General features: G+C 70.3%; 22 protein-coding genes. 11 read left to right on the top strand and 11 right to left on the bottom strand.

All coding sequences use genetic code 11. From position 1 onward, the window contains the following. The first annotated feature begins 71 nt into the window (after nucleotides 1-71). Nucleotides 72-545: a MarR family winged helix-turn-helix transcriptional regulator gene (locus tag JIG36_RS13415; protein WP_203376438.1), complete on the top strand. Its 474-nt coding sequence runs from the start codon at nucleotides 72-74 to the stop codon at nucleotides 543-545. Nucleotide 546: 1 nt separating this feature from the next. Here JIG36_RS13415 and JIG36_RS13410 read toward each other — a convergent pair whose 3' ends face one another. Beyond that, nucleotides 547-735 (bottom strand): hypothetical protein, encoded by a 189-nt coding sequence (locus JIG36_RS13410; protein WP_203376437.1) that lies wholly within the window; start codon nucleotides 733-735, stop codon nucleotides 547-549. Between the two features lie 152 nt (nucleotides 736-887). Here JIG36_RS13410 and JIG36_RS13405 point away from each other — a divergent pair, with 152 nt between their 5' ends. Further along, complete coding sequence (locus tag JIG36_RS13405; protein WP_203376436.1) at nucleotides 888-1,727, top strand: tetratricopeptide repeat protein; 840 nt, start codon at nucleotides 888-890, stop codon at nucleotides 1,725-1,727. Between the two features lie 96 nt (nucleotides 1,728-1,823). Here the strand turns inward: JIG36_RS13405 and JIG36_RS13400 are convergent, their stop codons facing one another. Next, entirely contained in the window at nucleotides 1,824-2,249 is a 426-nt protein-coding gene (locus JIG36_RS13400) for a MarR family winged helix-turn-helix transcriptional regulator (RefSeq protein WP_203376435.1), read from the bottom strand. Between the two features lie 91 nt (nucleotides 2,250-2,340). Between JIG36_RS13400 and JIG36_RS13395 the strand changes: the two genes are divergently transcribed. Next, on the top strand, nucleotides 2,341-4,128 hold the full coding sequence (locus JIG36_RS13395) for an ABC transporter ATP-binding protein (protein WP_203376434.1): 1,788 nt from the start codon (nucleotides 2,341-2,343) through the stop codon (nucleotides 4,126-4,128). Nucleotides 4,129-4,196: 68 nt separating this feature from the next. Here the strand turns inward: JIG36_RS13395 and JIG36_RS13390 are convergent, their stop codons facing one another. From JIG36_RS13390 to JIG36_RS13375, 4 genes are all read right to left on the bottom strand, one after another. Then, nucleotides 4,197-4,826, bottom strand: a complete 630-nt coding sequence (locus JIG36_RS13390) for a hypothetical protein (RefSeq protein WP_203376433.1) — start codon at nucleotides 4,824-4,826, stop codon at nucleotides 4,197-4,199. A 143-nt stretch (nucleotides 4,827-4,969) separates the two neighbouring features. Beyond that, nucleotides 4,970-5,308, bottom strand: a complete 339-nt coding sequence (locus JIG36_RS13385; protein ID WP_203376432.1) for a VOC family protein — start codon at nucleotides 5,306-5,308, stop codon at nucleotides 4,970-4,972. Then, nucleotides 5,305-5,946 (bottom strand): nitroreductase family protein, encoded by a 642-nt coding sequence (locus tag JIG36_RS13380; protein WP_203376431.1) that lies wholly within the window; start codon nucleotides 5,944-5,946, stop codon nucleotides 5,305-5,307. Before JIG36_RS13380 ends, JIG36_RS13385 begins: the two co-directional genes overlap by 4 nt. Nucleotides 5,947-6,006: 60 nt before the next feature. Next, the gene (locus tag JIG36_RS13375; protein ID WP_203376430.1) at nucleotides 6,007-7,446 is read right to left on the bottom strand and encodes a citrate/2-methylcitrate synthase; all 1,440 of its coding nucleotides are present in this window, start codon (nucleotides 7,444-7,446) and stop codon (nucleotides 6,007-6,009) included. A 67-nt stretch (nucleotides 7,447-7,513) separates the two neighbouring features. On the opposite strand from JIG36_RS13375, the gene JIG36_RS13370 reads away from it, so the two are divergent. From JIG36_RS13370 to JIG36_RS13360, 3 genes are all read left to right on the top strand, one after another. Next, nucleotides 7,514-8,620, top strand: a complete 1,107-nt coding sequence (locus tag JIG36_RS13370) for a citrate synthase 2 (RefSeq protein ID WP_203376429.1) — start codon at nucleotides 7,514-7,516, stop codon at nucleotides 8,618-8,620. A gap of 269 nt (nucleotides 8,621-8,889) precedes the next feature. Beyond that, on the top strand, nucleotides 8,890-9,111 hold the full coding sequence (locus JIG36_RS13365) for a hypothetical protein (protein WP_203376428.1): 222 nt from the start codon (nucleotides 8,890-8,892) through the stop codon (nucleotides 9,109-9,111). 166 nt (nucleotides 9,112-9,277) lie between these two features. Further along, nucleotides 9,278-9,505 (top strand): hypothetical protein, encoded by a 228-nt coding sequence (locus tag JIG36_RS13360; protein WP_203376427.1) that lies wholly within the window; start codon nucleotides 9,278-9,280, stop codon nucleotides 9,503-9,505. Between the two features lie 235 nt (nucleotides 9,506-9,740). Here JIG36_RS13360 and glgX read toward each other — a convergent pair whose 3' ends face one another. Further along, nucleotides 9,741-11,849: a glycogen debranching protein GlgX gene (gene glgX / locus JIG36_RS13355; RefSeq protein ID WP_203376426.1), complete on the bottom strand. Its 2,109-nt coding sequence runs from the start codon at nucleotides 11,847-11,849 to the stop codon at nucleotides 9,741-9,743. 84 nt (nucleotides 11,850-11,933) lie between these two features. Between glgX and JIG36_RS13350 the strand changes: the two genes are divergently transcribed. Genes JIG36_RS13350 through JIG36_RS13340 form a run of 3 tightly spaced genes read left to right on the top strand, consistent with a single transcriptional unit; the run spans nucleotide 11,934 to nucleotide 14,223 of the window. Then, nucleotides 11,934-12,557 (top strand): hypothetical protein, encoded by a 624-nt coding sequence (locus tag JIG36_RS13350; RefSeq protein ID WP_203376425.1) that lies wholly within the window; start codon nucleotides 11,934-11,936, stop codon nucleotides 12,555-12,557. Further along, the gene (locus tag JIG36_RS13345) at nucleotides 12,554-13,720 is read left to right on the top strand and encodes a PrsW family intramembrane metalloprotease (RefSeq protein WP_203376424.1); all 1,167 of its coding nucleotides are present in this window, start codon (nucleotides 12,554-12,556) and stop codon (nucleotides 13,718-13,720) included. Before JIG36_RS13350 ends, JIG36_RS13345 begins: the two co-directional genes overlap by 4 nt. Then, nucleotides 13,717-14,223, top strand: coding sequence for a DUF1990 domain-containing protein (locus tag JIG36_RS13340; protein WP_203376423.1), 507 nt, complete (start codon nucleotides 13,717-13,719; stop codon nucleotides 14,221-14,223). The genes JIG36_RS13345 and JIG36_RS13340 overlap by 4 nt, the downstream gene beginning before the upstream one ends. A 65-nt stretch (nucleotides 14,224-14,288) precedes the next feature. On the opposite strand, the gene JIG36_RS13335 is transcribed toward JIG36_RS13340, so the two are convergent. The 3 genes from JIG36_RS13335 to JIG36_RS13325 are packed head-to-tail and all read right to left on the bottom strand — an operon-like array spanning nucleotide 14,289 to nucleotide 16,372. Beyond that, on the bottom strand, nucleotides 14,289-15,233 hold the full coding sequence (locus JIG36_RS13335) for an LLM class flavin-dependent oxidoreductase (RefSeq protein ID WP_203376422.1): 945 nt from the start codon (nucleotides 15,231-15,233) through the stop codon (nucleotides 14,289-14,291). Nucleotides 15,234-15,269: 36 nt separating this feature from the next. Then, nucleotides 15,270-15,863 carry a sugar O-acetyltransferase gene (locus JIG36_RS13330; RefSeq protein ID WP_307872693.1) on the bottom strand — a complete coding sequence of 198 codons (594 nt, stop codon included), beginning with the start codon at nucleotides 15,861-15,863 and terminating at the stop codon, nucleotides 15,270-15,272. Beyond that, nucleotides 15,860-16,372, bottom strand: coding sequence for a GNAT family N-acetyltransferase (locus JIG36_RS13325; RefSeq protein WP_203376421.1), 513 nt, complete (start codon nucleotides 16,370-16,372; stop codon nucleotides 15,860-15,862). Before JIG36_RS13325 ends, JIG36_RS13330 begins: the two co-directional genes overlap by 4 nt. 112 nt (nucleotides 16,373-16,484) lie before the next feature. Here JIG36_RS13325 and JIG36_RS13320 point away from each other — a divergent pair, with 112 nt between their 5' ends. Further along, nucleotides 16,485-17,921, top strand: coding sequence for a glycoside hydrolase family 76 protein (locus JIG36_RS13320; RefSeq protein ID WP_203376420.1), 1,437 nt, complete (start codon nucleotides 16,485-16,487; stop codon nucleotides 17,919-17,921). A gap of 66 nt (nucleotides 17,922-17,987) precedes the next feature. Continuing rightward, nucleotides 17,988-19,136: an endonuclease gene (locus JIG36_RS13315; RefSeq protein WP_203376419.1), complete on the top strand. Its 1,149-nt coding sequence runs from the start codon at nucleotides 17,988-17,990 to the stop codon at nucleotides 19,134-19,136. 3 nt (nucleotides 19,137-19,139) lie between these two features. On the opposite strand, the gene JIG36_RS13310 is transcribed toward JIG36_RS13315, so the two are convergent. Continuing rightward, nucleotides 19,140-20,744 carry a methyl-accepting chemotaxis protein gene (locus JIG36_RS13310; protein WP_203376418.1) on the bottom strand — a complete coding sequence of 535 codons (1,605 nt, stop codon included), beginning with the start codon at nucleotides 20,742-20,744 and terminating at the stop codon, nucleotides 19,140-19,142. Nucleotides 20,745-20,867 lie beyond the last annotated feature (123 nt).

The raw sequence follows: 20,867 nt of genomic DNA, 5'->3' as shown, positions 1-20,867 counted from the left end.
AGCCTCCACGGTGAAGTATCTCGACAGTCGAGATTCTTACCCAGGAGGACGTTGTCTGCAACACTGGCGCAGTGAACGAACGGGACGATCTGCGCGCCGATGTGGTGGACCTGCTCCGGCTCTACAGCATCGAGGCCCAGCACGTGGCCCACGACTTCGCGAACCAGCAAGGCCTGCACTTCACCGACCTGCAGGCGCTGATCGCGGTGATGCACGCCGAGCGGCGCGGCGACCCGCTCACCCCGGGGCGGCTCGGCGACACGCTGGGCCTGTCATCGGGCGCGACCACGGCGGTGATCGACCGCCTGGAGCGGGCCGGGCATTTACGCCGTACGCGGGAAAGTGCCGACCGCCGTGTCGTGCACCTGCGCTACGGCGAGCCCGGCATGGAACTCGCCGTGGCCTTCTTCCGCCCGCTCGGCCGGCGCAGCCACGCGGTGATGGACGATTTCAGCCCGGCCGAGCTGGAGACCGTACGGCGTTTCCTGTCCGGCATGTACGGCGCGATCACCGAGCACCACGCCGAACTGAAGAAGCAGGCCTAGCTCAGACAGTGACGTCGAGCAGGTTGGCCCGGTGGATGTTGAGCACCCGGCGGCTGTCCTGCACGGCCGCGCGGTCGGCGGCGATGACCTCCTTGTCGGCACCGGACACGAAGTCGGTACGCAGGCGCTGCACGTCCAGGTGCAGGTGCACCAGGCTGATGTGCGAGGTCCAGGGGGATCCGATGGTCATGGCGTCGTCCTCCGCTTCCGGGGTGGGGGTCTGCTCCTCGTTGGCAACCGCTCTCGATCGGCATCGCCACCGATCCGGTTAAGGGTTTCCGGCAACTCGAACGCACCCGGCGCGAACCGGTTTCCGCGCCCGGCGCCGCCGATCACAACCCCGTGCAGACCGATAACCTCCTCGACCGTGCCGGCGACCTGCTCTCCAGCGGGCGGGCCGGCCAGGCCGCGACCCTGCTGACGCCGGTGGTGGGCGCCGAGCCCGAGAACGGCGTCGCCTGGCTGCTGCTGGCCCGCGCGCGGATGGCGATGGGTGCGCCCGCCGATGCGCTCGAGGCGGCCCGTACGGCCCTGAACCTGCACCCGCGCGGCGTCGAGGAGCTGTTCTGGGTCAGCGCCGCCTACACGGCGCTGGGTCGCCACGACCTCGCCATCACGGCCGCGGCGGCCGCCTCGGAGGAGGACCCGGGCAACCCCCGGACGGCCGAGCGCCACGGGCGGGCCCTGCTCGCCGCGGGCCGCACCGCCGAGGCCGCGCTCGTGCTCGAGGCCGCGTCCGAGATCGCCCACTACGACGCCGGCGTGCAGGTGGCGTTCGGCATGGCCCTGTTCGCCGCGGGCCGCCCGCTGAGCGCCCGGGAGGCGTACTCGCGGGCCCTGCGCCTCGATCCCACGCACGAGCGGGCCCTGGCCGAGCTGCGCCGCCTGACCACGGCCGAGCAGCACATCCGCGACGCCGACTCGCTGGTGCAGGTGGCCGACGACTTCGCCGAGTCCCTGCGCGTTCCGGCCGGCGGCCTCCGCCCGGTGCGCCCGGCCGGTTCCGTCCTGGGTCATGTCGCGTCGGTGGCCTTCGGTGTCTGCCTGGCCGCCCTGCTGGGTCTGGCCGTGCTGATCCGGGTGGCCGGCGTCGACGTCCCGACGCCCTTGCTGGTGGCGACGTTCAGCACCGCAGCCGCGAGCGCCTGCCTGATCGGCTGGACCCGCCGCGCCCACAAATAGGCGCGGCTTGGACCCGTCGGGCCCCAAATAGCGCGGGTTGGGGAAAGGCTGGCTGTCCGGGCCGGCCAGGTTCCGCTGCCCAGGCGGCCGCCGGGGTCAGCCCGCGTCGTCGCGGAGGCGGCGCAGCAGGCGGGTCAGTTCGGCGCGGTCGCCGGGGGAGAGGGTCGCGAAGAAGCGCTCGCCCGCTTCCTGCCGAGCGGCCTTGATGTCGCGGCTGACCCGGCGCCCCTCCGCGGTCAGGGTGACCAGCACGGCCCGGCGGTCGGCCGGGTCGGGGGCGCGTTCGGCCAGGCCCAGCCTCTGCAGGTCGTCGACCACCTCGGTGGCCGAGCGGGGCGCGATGCGCAGGTGTTCGGCGAGCGCGCCGGGCCGGATGTCGCCGTGGTGGGACAGCACGCCGATCGCGCGGCCCAGCGAGGGGGAGAGCTCCCACGGTTGCAGGGCCTCGCGGGTGCGGTGGCGCAGCCGGCGGGACACCGCGAAGAACGCCTCGGCCAGGCCCTCGTCGTCGACCTCGTGCACGGGAATACCGTACCAGGGACTTCTGTTGTTCCCTCATGTTGAGGTAACCTCACGAAAGACAACGTCCCCCCGTACGGAAGCAGGTCTGCTCTTGGAAAGCCCCGTCGAAGGCCGCACCCGCGGCAAGAAGAAGCCCACCGCCGCCGAGATCGCGCAGGCGAAGAACGTCTCCCTGCGGCGCATCGGCGCCCTGTTCACCGACCACCGCGGCGCGCTCGCCGTGGTCGTCCTCACCCTCGTGGCCTCGTCGGTCGTCGGCATGGCCAGCCCGTTCCTGCTGCGCGAAGTCATCGACCGCGCGCTGCCCGACCAGAACGTGCGGCTGCTCGTCTGGCTCGTGATCGGCATGGTCGCCGTCGCCGCCGTGACCTCCGCGCTCGGCGTCGTGCAGACCTGGATCTCCACCACCGTCGGCCAGCGCGTCATGCACCGGCTGCGCACCGACGTCTTCCGGCACCTGCAGCGCCAGTCCATCGCGTTCTTCACCCGCACCCGTACGGGCGAAGTGCAGTCCCGCATCACCAATGACATCGGTGGCATGGAAGCCGTCGTCACCTCCACCGCCACCTCGATCGCCTCGAACCTCACCACGGTCGTCGCCACCGCGGTCGCCATGGCCGCCCTGTCCTGGCGGCTGTCCCTGGTGTCGCTGCTCGTGCTGCCGCCGTCGATCTGGCTCACCCGCCGGGTCGCGAGCATGCGCCGGGCCATCACCGCGCAGCGCCAGCGCGAACTGGCCGACCTCAACGTCATCATCGAGGAGGGCCTGTCCATCGGCGGCGTCCAGCTGAGCCGCACCATGGGCACCGGCCCGGCCCAGGTCGGCCGGTTCACCGAGTCGTCGAGCCGCCTGATCGACCTCGAACTGCGCTCCGAGCTGGCCGGCCGCTGGCGGATGGCCTCGATGAGCATCGTCTTCGCCGCCATCCCCGCGGTCATCTATCTGGCCGCCGGCCTGCCCGTCACCTCCGGCTCGATGAGCATCGGCACGCTGGTCGCGTTCACCGCGCTGCAGACGAACCTGTTCCGGCCGCTCATGGGGCTGCTCAACGTCGGCGTCACCGTCACCAGCTCGCTTGCCCTGTTCGCGCGCATCTTCGAATACCTCGACCTGCCGGTGGACATCCACGAGCCGGCGCGCCCGGTGCCGCTTCCGGCGGCGCGGGGCCACTTGCGCTTCGAGGACGTCACTTTCTCGTACGGGGAAAGCCCCTCCGCCGCCGTGGCGGGCGTGACCCTCGACGTGCCCGCCGGGACATCGCTCGCTCTGGTCGGCGAGACCGGCTCGGGCAAGAGCACCCTGGCCGCGCTGATCGCCCGCCTCTACGACCCGACCGCCGGGCGCGTCACGATCGACGGTGTCGACCTGCGCGACATGTCCTTCGAGACGCTGTCGTCGATCGTCGGGGTGGTGTCGCAGGAGACGTACCTGTTGCACACGACCGTGCGCGAGAACCTGCGGTACGCGAAACCGGACGCCACGGACGACGAGATCGAGAACGCCGCCCGGGCGGCCCGGATCCACGACCTGATCGCGGGACTGCCGGACGGCTACGACACGATGGTCGGCTCCCGCGGCCACCGGTTTTCGGGCGGCGAGAAACAGCGCATCGCCATCGCCCGCACCCTGCTGCGCGACCCGCGCATCCTGGTGCTGGACGAGGCGACCAGCGCGCTCGACAACGAGACCGAGCGGGCGGTGCAGCGCGCGTTCGACGAGCTGTCGGCCGGCCGCACCACGGTGACCATCGCGCACCGCCTGTCGACCGTGCGTGACGCCGACCAGATCGCCGTCGTCGACCACGGCCGCATCCTCGAGTCCGGAACGCACGACGTGCTGGTCGGTGTGGGCGGCCGTTATGCGGCGCTGGCGGCCTGACGGGTCTTTGGTGCCGTCCGGCCTGCTTCAACCAGAACGCCCCGGGCCTGCTGGTCCGGGGCGTTCCGCTACTTCTTGCCCTTCTTGCCCTCGGGCGGTGGCGTCGGCAGTTTCGGAGCGCTCTTCGCGTAGTCGACCACGATCGGCTTGGCCACGTGGACGAGCTCGCGGGCCCGGCGGCGCACGTCGTCGGCGCTGGTGTGCCGGCCGGTCGGGACGTGGACGGCCACGTTCTCGACGAAGCGGAGCAGGTCGTTGACGGTACCCGGGAAGATGTTGCACAGCTCGGCCGCGGCCAGCAGCTGCGACTCGGGCACACCGGCGACGTGGTCGGACAGGCCGGCGTCCCATGCCTTGGCGTGCACCAGGTAGCCGGCCGGGAGCGAACCGGGTCCGCCCAGCTCCTTGAGCGCCTGCGCGCGGTCGGCCTTGGCCGGTCGGGCGTTCATGACCATCCAGAGGAAGCCGGCGCCGCCGAGCACGCCACACGTGACGAGCGCGGCCGTGGCCGATTCGGCGCCCTTCATGATGACGAGGAAGAGCACGACCAGAATGAGCGCGCCGGCCATCATCTCGGCCGTGCCGTCACGGGCCTCGGAGTCCTCGGAATGGTCGACGGCGCGGGCGATCAGGCCGTCGTAGATCCGGTCCTCCGGCTGCCACCGGTCGTCGCGGACCGGCAGTGTCCGTTGGGCCATGGGCGGGGTCCTTCCTCGGGGTCGATCTGGCGTTACCCCGCTATCGGTCGGACCCGGCCCCGGTTTACGACTCTGCCGCCTGCTACCCGTTCACTCCTCGCCCTTACTCATCGGCTTCACTCGACGGGCTTCACTGGTCGGCTTCATTCCTCGACGCAGAACTCGTTGCCCTCCGGGTCGCGCAGCACGGTGATCCCGCCGGCCTCCCAGGCGAAGGTCGCGCCCAGCGCCTTCAGCCGCTCCACCTCGGCCGGAATGTCACCGCCGGGCGCGCGCAGGTCGAAGTGCATGCGCAGCTTGCCCACCTTGGGTTCGGGAACGCGCTGGAACCACAGGTTCGGCCCGCCCCACCCCGGCGCCTCGACGAAAGCCTTGTCCGGCGTGCCGTCCTCGTCGAGCTCGCCACCCAGCGCCTGCGCCCAGAACCGCGCCACGACGAGCGCGTCCTGACAATCGATGGTGATGCTTTTGACGTACGTCATGAGGCCGTGTACCGCTCGTGGAAGACGACCTCGTCGAGCGGCCGCCGCTTGGGCTGAGCCCACCGCCCACGTTCCGGATAACCCAGCGGGATCAGCGCCATGGTGAGCGCGTCCTCGGGCAGACCGAGCAATTCCCGTACGTCGTCCTCGTGCCCCGCATAGAGTGTCGTCAACGTCGATCCGATGCCGTGGGCGCGCGCGGCCAGCATGAGTTGCTGCACGGCACCGTAGATGGACGAGCCCAGCCGGGGATTGGTGGACTTCTTAGCGCCCAGCAGCACGGGGAAGATCCACACCGGAGCCTCTTCGAGGTGCGCCGCGAGGTGGTCCGCGGCCCGGAACGACGCCGCGCTCATGCCCTGCGGGTCGTCCGAGCCCAGAATCTGCTCCCGCCGGGATCCGTAGTTGGCCTCCCAGCCTTCCCGGTACCACTCGGCGATCCGCCGCTTCACCTCCGCGTCCCGCACGACGATCCACGCCCACCGCTGCGTGTTGCCCCCGCTGGGCCCGCGTACGGCAGCATCGAGCACCGCGGTGATGACGTCGTCCTCGATGGGTCGCGCGGACAGATAACGCCGCGCGGGTGTGGAGTGCAGCCCGTCGAGCAGGGAGAGGCTGTTTGGATCTTCAGTCGACATTCCCGGACCCTACCCCTGGCGCCCGTCCCGCAATCCGCCTGCGCGCGCTGTCGTGGCTTACTACGGCTGGGACGGGACCTGGCCCGCGTATTCGCCGGACGGCCGGAAGCGTGAGGGCCGGTCGGCGTACTCCTCGAGCGCGTGCGCGATCCACCCCGCGGTCCGCGCCACGGCGAAGATGGTCTCACCCGCGTCCGCCGGCATGCCGTACTCGAGGGTGAGCGCGGCCAGGGCCAGATCGACATTCGGCCGTACGCCGGACCGGGCGCGCATCACCTCGGCCAGCCGTTCAGCGGCGTCCCGGGCCCGGGTGTCCCCGAGCATGTCGAGCAACGCCACCGCCCGCGGATCCCCGTCCGGATACAACCGATGCCCGAAGCCCGGAACCGGATCCCCGGCCCGCAGCCGCCCCGCGATCACCCCGACCGGATCGGGCTGCTCCATCACCTCGGCCAGCACCGGACAGGCCAGACTGCTCGCGGCCCCGTGCAGCGGCCCGTCCAGCGCGGCCAGTCCCGCGCCGACCACCGCGTACGGATGGGCCCGGGTCGAAGCAGCCACCCGGGCGGCCAGCGTCGAGGCGGCGATGTCGTGATCCGCCAGCAGAATCAGCGCCGCGTCGAGCAGATTGTGCTCCCGGGGCGCCGCCTCCCACGTGGTCAGCCGCTCCCACAACAGCTCCGCGATCCGCCCGCCGCCGCTGCCACGTCCCCGCCGCTCCGCCACGCCCGCACCGGCCTCGCGCTTCTTCTCGGCCCCGGGGTGTTGTGCCGTCGTGGCCGCGAACCGTGGCGTGCCGTTCCCTTCGTCCCGGCCGGCATCGTGTGCTGTCGTGTCGTTCTGTTCCCTCCAGCCGCCACCGTGTGCCGTCGCGGCTGTGGAACGCGGCGTGTCGCTTGATGCCGGTCGGCCGACGTCCGGGTCGGCGCCCTCTGCCGTCGGCACGTCGAGTGCCGGTTCGTGGACGGCGGCGGGGAGGGCGGCCACCATGGTGCCGAGCAGGGCGCGGCCGGTGGCCGTCACGGCGCTCGGGCTCGTGTCGAAGCGGAGCGGGTCGCCGGCGGCCGCCGCGGCGACGATCACGCGCAGGCGGTCGGTGTGGCGGGCCGTGTGGGGGAGCGGGGCGATCACGGTCTCGGCCAGCCGGCGCAGCCGCGGGTCGGGGGCGAGATCGGCGTACTGCCGGGCCCCTGTCCACAGCAGCGCCACGACCTCCTCGAAACTCGCTACCCTCGCGAGCTGCACGGCATCCTCGCCTCGGTAATAGAGGAAGCCGTCCTGGATCAGCGTGATGCCGGTCTGGATGCCGGGCGTGGTCGGGCGTTTGCGCGCGGCCAGGAAGGCGTCGACCTCCCGGCGGTCGAACAGGCTGTTCTTGCCGTCGGCGTTGCGGCGGCGACCGAGCAGGCCACGGCTGACGTAGGCGTAGACCGTGGCCGGTTTGACGCCGAGCAGGTGGGCGACCTCGGCGGTGCTGAGCGGGGGCGGTTCGGCGGGCATGTGCACATGCTCTCATATTGACTGGATCAACATTGACGTCAACATGTACGGGTCGCATCGTGAGGGCATGCTGACTGTGAATCCAGGACTGGCCGGTGTCGTCGCGTTCGACACCGAGATCGCCGAACCCGACCGCGACGGCGGGTCCCTGCGTTACCGGGGTGTCGACATCCGCACCCTCGCCGGCGAGGTGTCCTTCGCCGACGTCTACGGCCTGCTCGCCGACGGCACGTTCGCATCGCCCCTGCTCCCGGCGGCCCAGCCCGATTTCCCCGTACGGACCGGGGATGCGCGCGTCGATGTGCAAGCGGTGGCGGCCGCGCTCGGGTTGAGGCCATTGATCGATATTGACGACGCCCAGGCCCGTCAAGACGTAGCGCGGGCGTCGGCCGCGATGCTCGCCGCGGTGGCGTCCTCCGCTCGCGGGGAGTCGGCACCCGCCGTGCCCGAGCGGACGATCGCCGAGGGCCACGACATCACCTCGCAATTCATGATCCGTTGGCGGGGCGAACCCGACCCGCGTCACGTCGCCGCGATCGACCGCTACTGGGTCTGCGCGGCCGAACACGGCATGAACGCGTCGACCTTCACGGCCCGCGTCGTGGCCAGCACGGGCGCGGACGTCGGCGCGTGCCTGTCGGCCGCCGTCGCCGCCATCTCGGGCCCGCTGCACGGCGGCGCGCCCGCACGCGCACTGGGCATGGTCGCCGCTGTGGAGGACGGGGGAGACGCCCGGGCGTACGTAAAAAGGGTGTTGGACAGCGGCCAGCGCCTCATGGGTTTCGGACATGCCGTCTACCGCGCCGAGGACCCGCGGGCCCGCATCCTGCGCGAGGCCGCCCGCGAACTCGGCGCGCCGCGTTACGAGGTCGCCCTCGAGCTGGAGAAGGCGGCGCTGGCCGAGCTGCGCGAACGCAAGCCCGACCGCGTCCTCGAGACCAACGTGGAGTTCTGGGCCGCCATCGTGCTCGACTTCGCCGAGGTTCCGGTCGACATGCTGGCGTCCATGTTCACCTGCGCCCGGACGGCCGGCTGGAGCGCGCACATCCTCGAACAGAAGCGCCTGGCCAAGATCATCCGCCCGTCCGCCGACTACGTGGGCCCGTCCGACCGCGACGCCGCCACCCTCCCCGGCTGGGAAGCCGCGGTGAAGCGTCACTCCGCCGCGCATTGAGCACGCCGACCGCGACGCCGCCACCCTCCCCGGCTGGGAGACCGCGGTGAAGCGTCACTCCGCCGCGCATTGAACACACCGGGGGCGGGCTGACGTCAAGGTCGTGCCGGTCCAGGGCGCCATCACGACTCGGTCTCGGGACCGCCGCCGAACGTCGCGCGCGTCGACCACAGGCCACGCGCCTCCACCGCGCCGCGGGATGTTTGGGCGTTCGGCGGACGGGAAGGTCAAAGAGGACACCCCCTGATGACCAGTGAAGGAGATTTGTCATGGCCGGGAACGAGCACGACGTCCACCGCAGCGCCAAGACGGGCAAGTTCGTCAAGGAGAGCACCGTCGAGCGCAACCCGGAGAGCACGACGACCGAGCACGTCGGCGGCGACGACAGCGACAAGGACCGTACGGTCAACCGCAGCACCAGCACCGGCAAGTTCGTGCGCGACACCACGGCCGAGCTGCACCCCTCCACCACCGAGTCCCAGCAGGTCTGAGCCCGACCAGCTGGGCCGTCGAGGAGCCCGACCGGCTGACTGTGGAGTAGAGGCCGCCGCCAAGCCCACCCCCGTGCGAGCGGCCCTCACCCCGTGGCTGGAGACGGCTGACCGGCGGGACGGAAATCGGTCGCGCGGGAGCCGGGGCGCCCGCGAGCATGGAGCGATGTCAGGTTCACCAGAGGGATTCACGTACCGGATCCGCAAGAACGGTGATGTCGAGCTTCTCCATCACGGGCGCCCGGCCGGCGTTCTGCGCGGAGCCACGGCCGCGCGGTTCCTGGCCGAGGTCGACGAGAGCGACCCCCAGGAGCTGATGGCCCGCCTCACCGGCAATTACCGCCACGGCAACGAGCGCACGGCGCGCAACCATCCCCGCAACCGCGGCCGTTAGCGCGTGTTTCGTAGCTGAGAAGGGCTACGGCGTGGTCCAGCGGCGTTCCCCACCACAGGTTGGGGTCGCAGCTGTGATCGCCCTTGCCGTTGGGATTACCCGGCGGCAGGACGAGGTGGACATCCTCGTCAACATTGATCGTGTCAACATAGGCATCCGCCTCGGCGAACAGCTTGTGGAGAACGACGGTCCACAAGCCGCCCACCGAGGCGCGACACCTTGGCGCCGGTGGATATCAGTAACGGCACCGCAGAACCACCATGGTGTGACCCATCACCTCCAGCTGCGTCGCCGCCCGGGCTGTCTTGCGCCGGACCGCCAGCAGCGGGTCGGCCGTGTTGACCACGAGCTCCCAGGTGCGGCCGAAACTGCGGTCCGGCAGCGTGAACTGCACGCTCTCGCCGAGCGGGTTGAACAGCAGCAGGAACGAGTCGTCGATGATCGGCTCGCCGAGGGCGTCACGTTCCGGAATGCCGTGGCCGTTGAGAAAAACGGTCATCGTCATGCCGCTGCGCGTGTTCCAGTCGGCCTCGGTCATCGGCTGGCCGTCCCGCCGCAGCCACGCGATGTCGGGCACCTTGTCGTCGCCGACCGGGTCGCCGGTGAAGAAGCGCCGCCGCCGGAAGATGGGATGCCTGGCCCGCAGTTCGGTCAGCCGCCGGGTGAACCCGGTCAGCACGTCCTGGTTGCGGGCGTCGGTCCAGTCGATCCAGGAAATGTCGTTGTCCTGGCAGTAGACGTTGTTGTTGCCGTCCTGCGTGCGGCCCAGCTCGTCGCCGTGGGAGATCATCGGCACGCCCTGTGACAACAGCAGGGTGGCCAGGAAATTGCGCTTCTGCCGCTCGCGCAGGGCCACGATGTCGGGGTCGTCGGTCGGCCCCTCGACACCGCAGTTCCACGACCGGTTGTGGCTCTCACCGTCCCGGTTGCCCTCGCCGTTGGCATCGTTGTGCTTCTCGTTGTACGACACCAGATCGTTGAGCGTGAAGCCGTCGTGCGCGGTGACGAAGTTGATCGACGCGATCGGGCGGCGGCCGTCGATCTCATACAGGTCGGAACTGCCCGTGAACCGGGAGGCGAACTCGCCGAGCGAGGCCGGCTCGCCCCGCCAGAAATCGCGGACGGAATCGCGGTAACGGCCGTTCCATTCGGTCCACAGCGGCGGGAAACCGCCCACCTGATACCCGCCGTCGCCGACGTCCCACGGCTCGGCGATCAGCTTGACCTGCGAGACCACCGGGTCCTGGTTGACCAGGTCGAAGAACGCGGCCAGCCGGTCCACGGCGTGGAACTCGCGGGCCAGCGCGGCCGCCAGGTCGAACCGGAAACCGTCGACATGCATGTCGGTCACCCAGTAGCGCAGCGAATCCATGATGAGCCGCAGCGACTCGTGGTGGCGCACGTTCAGGCTGTTCCCGGTGCCGGTGGTGTCGTAGTAGTACTGTTTGTCCTCGTCGACCAGCCGGTAATAGGCCGGATTGTCGATGCCCCGGAACGACAGTGTCGGCCCGAGATGGTTGCCCTCGGCCGTGTGGTTGTAGACCACGTCGAGAATCACTTCGATGCCGGCCTGATGCAGGGCCTTCACCATCGACTTGAACTCCTGGACCTGACCGCCGTGCCCGCCGAACGAGGCGTATCCGTTATGCGGCGCGAAGAAGCCGATCGTGTTGTAGCCCCAGTAGTTCGTCAGGCCGCGGTCGACGAGCGTGCTGTCGTGCACGAACTGGTGCACCGGCATCAACTCGACGGCGGTCACCCCGAGCCGTTTCAGATACTTGATCATTGCCGGATGAGCCAGACCGGAATACGTTCCCCGTACGTCCTCAGGGATCTCGGGGTGGCGTTCGGTCATGCCCTTGACGTGCGCCTCATAGATGACCGTCTGATGGAACGGAATGCGCAACGGCCGGTCGTTGCCCCAGTCGAAGAACGGGTTGATGACCACGGACTTCTGCGCGTACGGGGCGGAATTCTCGTCGTTGCGGGAATCGGGGTCGCCGAACCGGTACGCGAAGAGGGCCTCGTTCCAGTCGTTGTGCCCGTCGATCGCTTTCGCGTACGGATCGAGCAGCAGTTTGCTGGGATTGCAGCGCAGTCCCCGCGACGGGTCGTACGGCCCGTGCACCCGATATCCGTACCGCTGGCCGGGGACGATCCGCGGCAGATACCCGTGCCAGACGAGGGCCTCCCGTTCGGGCAGGTCGACGCGTGTCTCGTTGCCGTCGTCGTCGAAGAGACACAGTTCGACCCGCTCGGCGAGTTCTGAGAAGAGGGCGAAGTTCGTCCCCCCTCCGTCGTAGGTCGCACCCAGCGGGTAGGGGTTCCCGGGCCAGATCTTCATGGGGGCGTTGCTTCCCACTAACCACTCCCGTCAATCCGCGCGATCGACTCATCTGAGCATTAGGTTGTTGCTCAGGGGGTCGACATGACTACAGACATACCGGGTTGGGTGCCGGTCGAACATCGGTGGCTCGGTCTGGACCGGCGGCGGCTCAGACCGGCGATCTTCGTGCTGGTGGTCGCGCTGCTGCTCATCTACGGATGGCCGGCGCTCAATGCGATCGTGCCGTGGGACAACCCGATCAAGGCCGGCGACGTGCTCGACCTGGGCGACGGCGCGACCGCGGTGCCGCCGGTCGGCTGGCAGCTCGAGGACGGATCGCTGGTCAGCGACCGGGCCGGGGTGAGCCCGACCAACGACACCGTGAAGCTGGCCAAGGCCGGCGCCGAGATCCAGATCACCGGCGCCGCCTTCGACGGGACGGCGGCGCAGTTCCTCGAGCAGGTGATCCGCTCGGAAGACCCGGACGCCAACATCTCCGGCGCGCCCAGCACGTTCACCACGACCTCCGGCCTGGTCGGGGTGGTGCGGACGGCCAGCGGGCAGTCCGGAGACGAGTTGATCGCCGCGTTCAAGATGTCAACCACTGAGCCCGACGCCGCACCGGCCCTCCTCGTGGAGGCCAGCACCGTGCCCGGCTCGTTCCAGCAGTACTCCACCGAGTTCCAGGCGCTGCTGCGCAGCATCACCCCGGGAGCCGGCGCATGACCGTCACCAGCAGCCCCGCCAAGAGCGCCCAGCTCACCGCGATCGAGCAGTCCGGCTGGGGCGTCCGGTTCAAGCTCTTCCAGCCGCACAACGCCGCGTTCTGGGTCTGGCTCGGCGGTGTCGGCATCGGCGCCGTCGGCATGATCAAGTATTTCGGCGCGGGCTTCGACACCTACCGGCTCGCCGTGACCAGCGGCATCCTGTTCTTCGGCATCTACCTGATCCCGTGGCTCTATTTCCTGCGCCGCCAGAACCGCTACACCGGGCAGCCGGGCAGTCTGCTCGCGACCGGTTTCGTGTGGGGCGGGTTCGCGGCGACGTTCTGGATCGCGCTGCCGGCCAACGCGGCGATGCTGGAGATCTGGTCGAAGCTGCTCGGCCCGGCCGGCGCGGCCAAGTGGGGCGCCGGCCTCACCGCGCCGATCAACGAGGAGTGGGGCAAGGCCCTCGGCCTGATCCTGCTGATCGGCCTGGCCCCGGTGCTCATCCGCAGCGCGTACGACGGCTTCATCATCGGCGCGTTCATCGGGCTCGGATTCCAGGTCTCCGAAGACATCCTGTACGCGTACAACAACGCGACCAGCACGTTCGGCGAGAATCAACTGTCGTCGTCGCTGTTCATCCTCGGCATCCGCGGGTTCGCCGGCATCACCTCGCACGCCCTGTTCAGTGCCATCTTCTGTACGGGCGTCATGTGGATACTCGGGCGTGCCGCGGGTGAGCGGCATGTCGTCCGCGGGGTGCTGGCCTGCCTGGGCGCCATGTTCCTGCACTTCGCCTGGGACGACGTGGCCGGGCTGGCCTTCGGCAACGCGTTCCTCACCGTGGCCATGCCCTACCTGATCCTGATGCCGCTGGCGATCGCGTTGCTGCTGTGGATACGCCGGCTGGCGTCGTCCACCGAACGGCGGTGGATCCGCGACCTGCTCGCCCCCGAGGTCGAGGCCGGCGTGGTGGATCCCCAGCTGCTCACCGCGGTGAGCGGTCTCCACAAGGACCGCCGCCACTTCCGCAAGGTTGTCCACAACCGTCATCGGGCCAACCTGCTGACAGAGAGCGTGGGCGACCTGGCCCACGAGATCGCCGCCGCCCGCGGTGAGGAGACCCCGCGGGTCGCTCACGCCCGCCACGAACTGCTGCGCCTGCGAGGGGTCACCCCATGACAAAACCGCTTCTCACGTACGCCGAGGTCGGCGCCACCCAGCAGGAGCCGATGCCTTCCGGGTACGGGCATGTCGTCCGCGACGTGCCGATCGGCTCGGGGCGCGCGGCGTTCGAACGGGCCGCGGACGGGCTCCTGCACTGGCGCATGCACCGCGAGGCGGGGTTCCGCGTGGTCCGGGCGGACGAGCGCGCCGCCGAGGGCGGCGACGTGATCCTGCGCTTCTACGGGATGACCGTGCCGTGCCGCGTCGTCTACATGCTCGACGAGGAGAACCGGCAGGGCTTCGGGTACGGGACCCTGCCCGGTCACCCCGAGCGGGGCGAGGAGGCGTTCATCGTCCTGCTCACCGCCGACGGCGAGGTCCGGTTCCAGATCCGCGCGTTCAGCCGCCCCGCCACGCTGCTGACCCGCCTCGGCGGCCCGTTCGCCCGCCTGGCCCAGCACTACGCCACCAACCGCTACGTGAAAGCAATGCGCGCCCTGGCCCAGAACACCGACTGACCGGCGACACGCCGCCCAATCCACAAGAACGGCTGTGGACGGCACATCCGCCGGTGATCAAGGCCTCAGCGGTCGAGGGCTTGGGCCAAGCGGGTCAGGGCGTCGAGGCGGTCGGGTTCGGCCGGGATCATCACCACGCTGGTGGCGCCGGCGGCGTGGCGGGCGGCGATCTGGGCCCGTACGTCGTCGGGAGTTCCGGCCAAGGCAAGCTCGCGCACCCACTCGTCGGGCATGGTGGCGGCGAACTCCTCGGGGCCGGTGGACGCCTTGCGGTGTCGGGCGAGGTCGTCCGCGAACGGCATCGCGGCCAGGTGGGGCGCCCAGTCCGGCTCGCCGATCCAGGCCAGGCCGGGCCGCACCAGGTCACGCGCGGCCGGGCCATCGTCGCCGACCACCGCCGCGTCGTACGTGATGACCTCGAGCGGAGCGCCCATGATGCGGGCCGAAGCCTCGATGTACGGCGGCGCCGCGGGCTCGGCCAGCAACACGCCGTCCGAGACCCGCCCGGCGACAGCGATCGACTTCGGGCCGCGCACACCCAGCACCACCGGCGGCACCGCCCGGGGACGCTCGCCGATGACCACACCCTCGACGTCGACGTAGCGTCCCGCCGTCGGGCCGGGTTCGCCGCGCAGCAGAGTGCGTAGCGCGACCGTGTATTCCTCCAGCAACGTCAGCGGGCTGGCCGGCCACGCGCCGACCTGGCGCATCCAGTCCGGCATGCCGTGGCCGATCCCCGCGATCAGCCGCCCCGGGAACAACTGGGCCAGGGTTCCGAGCTCCATCGCCGCGAACGCCGCGTTGCGGGCCCCCGCAGGCAGGATCCCGATGCCCACCGTGATCCGCGACGTCACGGCCAGCACCGCACCGGCCTGCGCGACACCCCCGCGGAACCCCAGATCCTCGACCACCCACAGCTCGTCGAAGCCGAGCGCTTCGGCCCGCTGTGCATAACCCAGAACCTCGTCCACAGGCAGATCCCGCGGCAGCATCACTCCGACACGCGTCACACCCAGCCTCCGTTCCGCCGTCCCATCCCATGGATCCTACGAAGGTGTGAAGCCGGTCTTGTCGGCGTCGGTGATCTCCCGCAGGATCCGCGCCGGGTTGCCGGCTGCGATCACCCCGGCCGGTACGGACCGGGTGACCACGCTGCCCGAGCCGACGATCGCGCCGTCGCCGATGGTGACGCCCTGGTTGATGGTCACGTCGCCGCCGATCCAGACCCGGCTGCCGATGGTGACCGGCTTCGCGTAGCAGCCGCCGGCCGCCCGCTCGTACGGGTCGATCGCGTGATTGCTCGTGTAGATGCCCACCCGTGGGCCGAACAGCACGTCGTCGCCGATCGTGATGCCGCCGCCGTCGAGCATGACGCAGTCGAAGTTCGCGTAGAAGCGGTCGCCGACCGTGATGCCGGACCCGAACTCGCACCGGAACGTCGGCTCGAAATGGCAGCCCTCGCCCACACTGTGCAGCAACCGCCGCAGGACCGCCTCGCGCACGGCCGGGGGCTCCCCGAAACTGGCGTTGTACTCGCTCGTCAGCAACACCGTGTTCTGCCGGGCCCGCACCAGTTCGTCGGTGAGGTCGTCATACATCGCCCCCGACCGGATACGCGCCCACTGTTCCTCCAGCGTCACCGGATCTCCTCGCTGTGGACAACCGGGTCATCCACAGCGGCGACGGGCAGCTTCAGGCGCATGGCCGGGTCAGCGGTGCGCCGGAAGCCCTGACTCAGATACAGCGGCTCGGCGGCCGCCGTCGCTCGCAGGTCGACCGTCCGGATGCCCTGGTTCCGGAACCAGGTGAGCAGTGCATCGGTGCACGCCCGGGCATAGCCGGAACGCCGATGGCCGGGGTCGGTCGCGACGTTGAACACGTAGCCCACGAGTCCGCTCGGGTTGCCGGGCCCGCCGAGCCGCTCCTCGATGATGCCCACGGCGGAGGCGGCCAGCCCGGCGCCGTCCGGCTGGTCGACCACGAACCCGGCCATGGTCGGTGACGGCACCGCCAGCCGGCGGATCAGGATCTGCCGTGATGCTTCCCGCCACCCGTCATCGTCGGAGTCCTCCGCGATGCCGAAAAGGACGCCGCGGAGCCGCACGAGCTCCGCCGCGTCCCCGGTCGTGGCCCGCCGCACGTCGATCATGACCCGAGCGTACGGCGTGGCGGGCCGAGACCGATCTGCGGGCGGCTGCCCGAAGGGGCACGGGCGGCGATCGGGCATTGACTAATTTCGATTGAAACGGTTTGTTAACACTATGACTATCCGGCGGCTGGCGGTCGTGGTGGTTCTGGCCTCGACGGCTCTTGTGCAGGTTCAGACGGCAACGGCGGCGCAGGCGGCCACGATCTGCAATCGCTACTGCGACGGGCGCGACGCGGGGCTGGCGCCCGCCGACCGGGTTCCGGTGAGCGTGTCGCTCTATGGGCGGTCGTTCAAGGTGCACGTCAACGACACCGACGCCATGGTGTGGGGGTCGGTCGAGGGCGGGCAGGCCGGGGACGAGGTGTGGCTGGACCGGTCGTTCGACGGCGGGCGGGACTGGGCCGACGGCAGTCGCCTCGGGGCCACCGGCATTCCCAGCGGGTCGGGCGGATGGCGTACGGCGCAATTCAATGTCGACGACTGGGGATCCAACGGCGTGGGCGCCCTGCGGGCCTGCGGGAAGGCCGGCGACCGGCCCGAGATCGTGTGCACGGCGTGGGCGCGCAGCAACTGGAACGCCTGGGACCGGCGTACGGCCGCCGCGACCGCGCTGATGATGCGGTTCGACCGGGGTAACGGCCTGTTCGACAGCAACGGGTGGTGGACCGGCGCCAACGCGCTGACCGCGATCATCGACAACATCAGGCGCAGCGGGATGCGCAGCTACCAGTACGTGATCGCGTCCACGTACGACAAGAATGTGAACTCGCGGCAGGGCCAGTTCCGCAACGAGTTCCTCGATGACACCGGCTGGTGGGGTCTGGCCTGGGTGGCCGCGTACGACGTCACGGGTGACAGCCGCTACCTGAACACCGCCCGTGTGGACGCCGACTGGATGCACAGCTACTGGGACACGCGCTGCGGCGGCGGCATCTACTGGAAGACCGACCGGGCCAGCAAGAACGCCATCCAGAACAGCCTCTACATCCAGCTCAACGCCGCCCTGAGCCAGCGGATCGCGGGCGACACCGTCTATCGCCAGCGCGCCCAGGCCGGCTGGGCCTGGTTCAAGACGACCGGCATGCTCAACAGCTCGAACCTGGTCAACGACGGCATCAACATGACGACCTGCCGCAACAACGGCGACGTCACCTGGACCTACAACCAGGGTGTGCTGATCAACGCGCTGGTGCAGCTCAACAAGCTGACCGGGGACGCCGACGCGCTCGCCACCGCGCGGCGCATCGGGGACGCGCTGACCAGCAGCGGCTATCTGTCGCCGGGCGGGATCATGCGTGAGCCCAACGAGCCCGACACGTGCTCGGGCGACGGTGTCTCGTTCAAGGGCGCCGCCGTACGGGGGTTGGGTGTGCTCAACGCCGCGACGGGCGGGGCGTACAACTCCTACCTGCAGCGCAACGCCGACAGCGCGTACGCCACCGACCGGAACAGCATCGACGCGTACGGGTCGCACTGGGCCGGTCCGTGGCGCAGCACCAACCACAGTTGCCAGCACAGCGCCCTCGACCTGTTGAACGCCGCGCCATAATCCGTTCGACGTATGACAAAGCTGATATGGCCGGATGGACACCCGGAAACACATAGTCTGACGCCTATGTCTGGGCCGAAGCGCCACCGGCGCGTTGCACTGTTCGCGGTGCCGATCGTCGCCGCCATCTTCCTGACGGTGCCCGCGGGCGCCGCCGCCACGCTGACGGTCGCCCAGGCGATCAGCAGCCAGAGCGGCACCGGCACGGTGACCGGCTACGTCGTCGGCGAGCCGACCGCCACCAACACCGTGCGCACCAGCGGCTTCACCGGCGACACGGCCCTGGCCCTCGCCGACAGCCGCACCGAGACCGCCACCAGCCGGATGCTCTACGTGCAGATCACCAGCTCCTACCGGTCGTCGTTCGGGCTGCTGAGCAACCCGGGCCGGGTGGGCACGACGATCACCGTCACCGGCACGCTGACCGCGTACTTCTCGCACCCGGGCCTCAGATCGCCGACCGCGATGACCGCCGGTGGCACGACGCCGACCACCCCGCCGACCACGCCGCCACCGACCGGGGGCACCGACGCCTACTACGCGGCGGCGGCCGGGAAGACCGGGGAGAACCTGAAGACCGCGCTGCACGGGATCATCTCCAGCGGCGTGACCAAACTGTCGTACGACGGGGTCTGGAACGCCCTCAAGGTGACCGACCAGGACCCGGCCAACTCGGCCAACGTCAAGCTGTTCTACTCGGGCATCAGCCGGTCGAAGAGCCTCAACGGCGGCGACTCGGGCGACTGGAACCGCGAGCACGTCTGGGCCCAGTCGCACGGCGACTTCGGCACCAGCGCCGGCCCGGGCACCGACCTGCACCACCTGCGCCCCGAGGACGTCGCGGTCAACGGCGCCCGCGGCAACAAGGACTTCGACAACGGCGGCACGGCGGTGTCGGGCGCGCCCGGCAACTACACCGACAGCAACTCATGGGAGCCCCGGGCGGCGGTCAAGGGCGACGTGGCCCGCATGATCTTCTACATGGCCGTGCGCTACGAGGGCGGCGACTCCTACCCCGACCTCGAGGTGGACGACGCCACCAGCAGCGGCACGGCCCCGCGGATGGGCCGGGTGTCGGCTCTGCTGGCCTGGAACGCCGCTGACCCGCCGGACGCGGCCGAGCGCAACCGCAACCAGCTGATCTACGCCAACTACCAGCACAACCGGAACCCGTTCATCGACCACCCGGAGTGGGCGGCCTCGATCTTCGGGTGACGCTCAGAGCGAGAACCGGTTCACTGCGATCCGCAGGCGGTCGGCGAGGGCAGTCAGCTCGCCGGCCGCCTGCGTCGCCTCGGCCACCGCCTCCCGGCTCGTGGCCGTGCTCTGCGCGACCGCCGAGATCCCCTGCGCGATGTCGGTGGCGCCGTCCGCGGCCTCGCTCACCCCGCGGTTCATCTCGGTGGTGGTGGCGCTCTGCTCCTCGACGGCCGAGGCGATCGTCGTCTGGTAGTCGCTGATCTGCTGGATGATCTGGCTGATCCCGTCGATCGCGGCCACCGCCTCGCCGGTGTCGCCCTGGATCGCGATGATCCGCTGCGAGATCTCCTCGGTGGCCCGGGCCGTCTCCTGGGCCAGATCCTTGACCTCGCTCGCCACCACCGCGAACCCCTTGCCCAGTTCGCCCGCCCGGGCCGCCTCGATGGTCGCGTTCAGCGCGAGGAGGTTGGTCTGGGCGGCGATCGCCTGGATGGTGCCGATCACGCTGCCGATTTCGGCCGACGACTCGCCGAGCCGGTTGATCGTGGCGCTGGTCTCGCGGGCCGCCGTGACCGCCCCGGCGGCGACCCCGGCCGCGTCCGACGCGTTGCGCGAGATCTCCGAGATCGACGCGCCCATCTGCTCGGCGCCGGCGGCCACCGTCTGCACGTTGCCGGACACCCCGCCGGCCGTGCCCGCCACCCGGTCGGCCTGCTCGTACGCGCTGAGCACGGCCCCGTCGATCTGGCCGCTCACCCGGGACAGGGTTCCGGCCGCCGTCACCAGGGCCCGGGCGTCGTCGCTGATGGTGACGACCGTCGCCCGTACGCCGTCGGCCGCCTTCTCCGCCGCCCGGGCCATCTCCCCGATCTCGTCGGGGGAGTCGTCGCCGATCCGCACCGCCAGGTTCCCGCCCGCGAGCCCGTGCAGCGCGTGCACGACCCGGCCCACCGGTGCCGTCACACTGCGGGTCACCAGCACGGTCAGCAGCACCGCGGCGAGGGCGGCGACCAGGAAACCGACGATCATCGCCGTACGGGCGGCGGCCGCCGAACGCTGCACGTCGACCGCCGTCCGGTCGGCCCGCGCGGTCACCGACGTCACCAGCTCGTCGGTCAGTTGGACGATCTTGAAATAGATCTCGTAGCCGGGGCCGAGGACGACCGCGTTGCCGGCCGCGATCCGGTTGGCGGCGAACGCGGCCACGGCCTGGTTGTCGGCCTCGAAATAAGCGCTCCACTGCTCGGTGAGCTGGGCGAACAGGGCCCGCTCGGCGTCGCTCATCAGGTCCGTACGGGTGGTGGACAGCAGCGTGCGGAGCTCACCGGCCGAGGCCAGGAAACCCGCGCGGTTGTCGCTCGCCGGGTCGGCCGCCTTCACCGCGCCGATCCGGTACGCGTCCCAGGCGTACGCGACCTGCCAGCCCGAGATGTCGGCGTCGCGGAACTTCTGCTCGTCCACCTGGTGCATCAGGACCTGCAGGTCCCGCAGCTGCTGGGCCGAGTCGGACTGCCGGTGCAGCGCGACCGCGCCGATCCCCACCACCACCCCGAGCAGCGCCAGCACCACGGCGAAACAGGCCGCCAACCGGGACCGCAGACGCAACCGCCGCACCGATGTCATGGTCCGCCCCCGCCTGACGCCGAATGTCTCCGTCATCCCCATCGGCGCGAAACCGGTTCGTCTGAGCGGGTCAGAAATCGGGTGCGCCTGCCGAACAGGGATACAGCGGGCCACCAGGTCCCG

The organism is Paractinoplanes ovalisporus, assembly GCF_016834655.1.
GTDB classification, from domain to species: Bacteria; Actinomycetota; Actinomycetes; order Mycobacteriales; family Micromonosporaceae; genus Actinoplanes; species Actinoplanes ovalisporus.
The sequence above is the reverse complement of the archived record's forward strand: the minus strand, read 5'-3'. Positions and strand labels throughout refer to the sequence as shown.

Coding starts and splice junctions, on each gene's coding strand:
- JIG36_RS13340 (WP_203376423.1), top strand. CDS start 13,717: ATGACAAAACCGCTTCTCACGTACGCCGAGGTCGGCGCCACCCAGCAG.
- JIG36_RS13390 (WP_203376433.1), bottom strand. CDS start 4,826: ATGGCCCAACGGACACTGCCGGTCCGCGACGACCGGTGGCAGCCGGAG.
- JIG36_RS13325 (WP_203376421.1), bottom strand. CDS start 16,372: ATGATCGACGTGCGGCGGGCCACGACCGGGGACGCGGCGGAGCTCGTG.
- JIG36_RS13350 (WP_203376425.1), top strand. CDS start 11,934: ATGACTACAGACATACCGGGTTGGGTGCCGGTCGAACATCGGTGGCTC.
- JIG36_RS13370 (WP_203376429.1), top strand. CDS start 7,514: ATGCTGACTGTGAATCCAGGACTGGCCGGTGTCGTCGCGTTCGACACC.
- JIG36_RS13385 (WP_203376432.1), bottom strand. CDS start 5,308: ATGACGTACGTCAAAAGCATCACCATCGATTGTCAGGACGCGCTCGTC.
- JIG36_RS13310 (WP_203376418.1), bottom strand. CDS start 20,744: ATGACATCGGTGCGGCGGTTGCGTCTGCGGTCCCGGTTGGCGGCCTGT.
- JIG36_RS13320 (WP_203376420.1), top strand. CDS start 16,485: ATGACTATCCGGCGGCTGGCGGTCGTGGTGGTTCTGGCCTCGACGGCT.
- JIG36_RS13380 (WP_203376431.1), bottom strand. CDS start 5,946: ATGTCGACTGAAGATCCAAACAGCCTCTCCCTGCTCGACGGGCTGCAC.
- JIG36_RS13315 (WP_203376419.1), top strand. CDS start 17,988: ATGTCTGGGCCGAAGCGCCACCGGCGCGTTGCACTGTTCGCGGTGCCG.
- JIG36_RS13365 (WP_203376428.1), top strand. CDS start 8,890: ATGGCCGGGAACGAGCACGACGTCCACCGCAGCGCCAAGACGGGCAAG.
- glgX (WP_203376426.1), bottom strand. CDS start 11,849: ATGAAGATCTGGCCCGGGAACCCCTACCCGCTGGGTGCGACCTACGAC.
- JIG36_RS13410 (WP_203376437.1), bottom strand. CDS start 735: ATGACCATCGGATCCCCCTGGACCTCGCACATCAGCCTGGTGCACCTG.
- JIG36_RS13345 (WP_203376424.1), top strand. CDS start 12,554: ATGACCGTCACCAGCAGCCCCGCCAAGAGCGCCCAGCTCACCGCGATC.
- JIG36_RS13375 (WP_203376430.1), bottom strand. CDS start 7,446: ATGCCCGCCGAACCGCCCCCGCTCAGCACCGCCGAGGTCGCCCACCTG.
- JIG36_RS13360 (WP_203376427.1), top strand. CDS start 9,278: ATGTCAGGTTCACCAGAGGGATTCACGTACCGGATCCGCAAGAACGGT.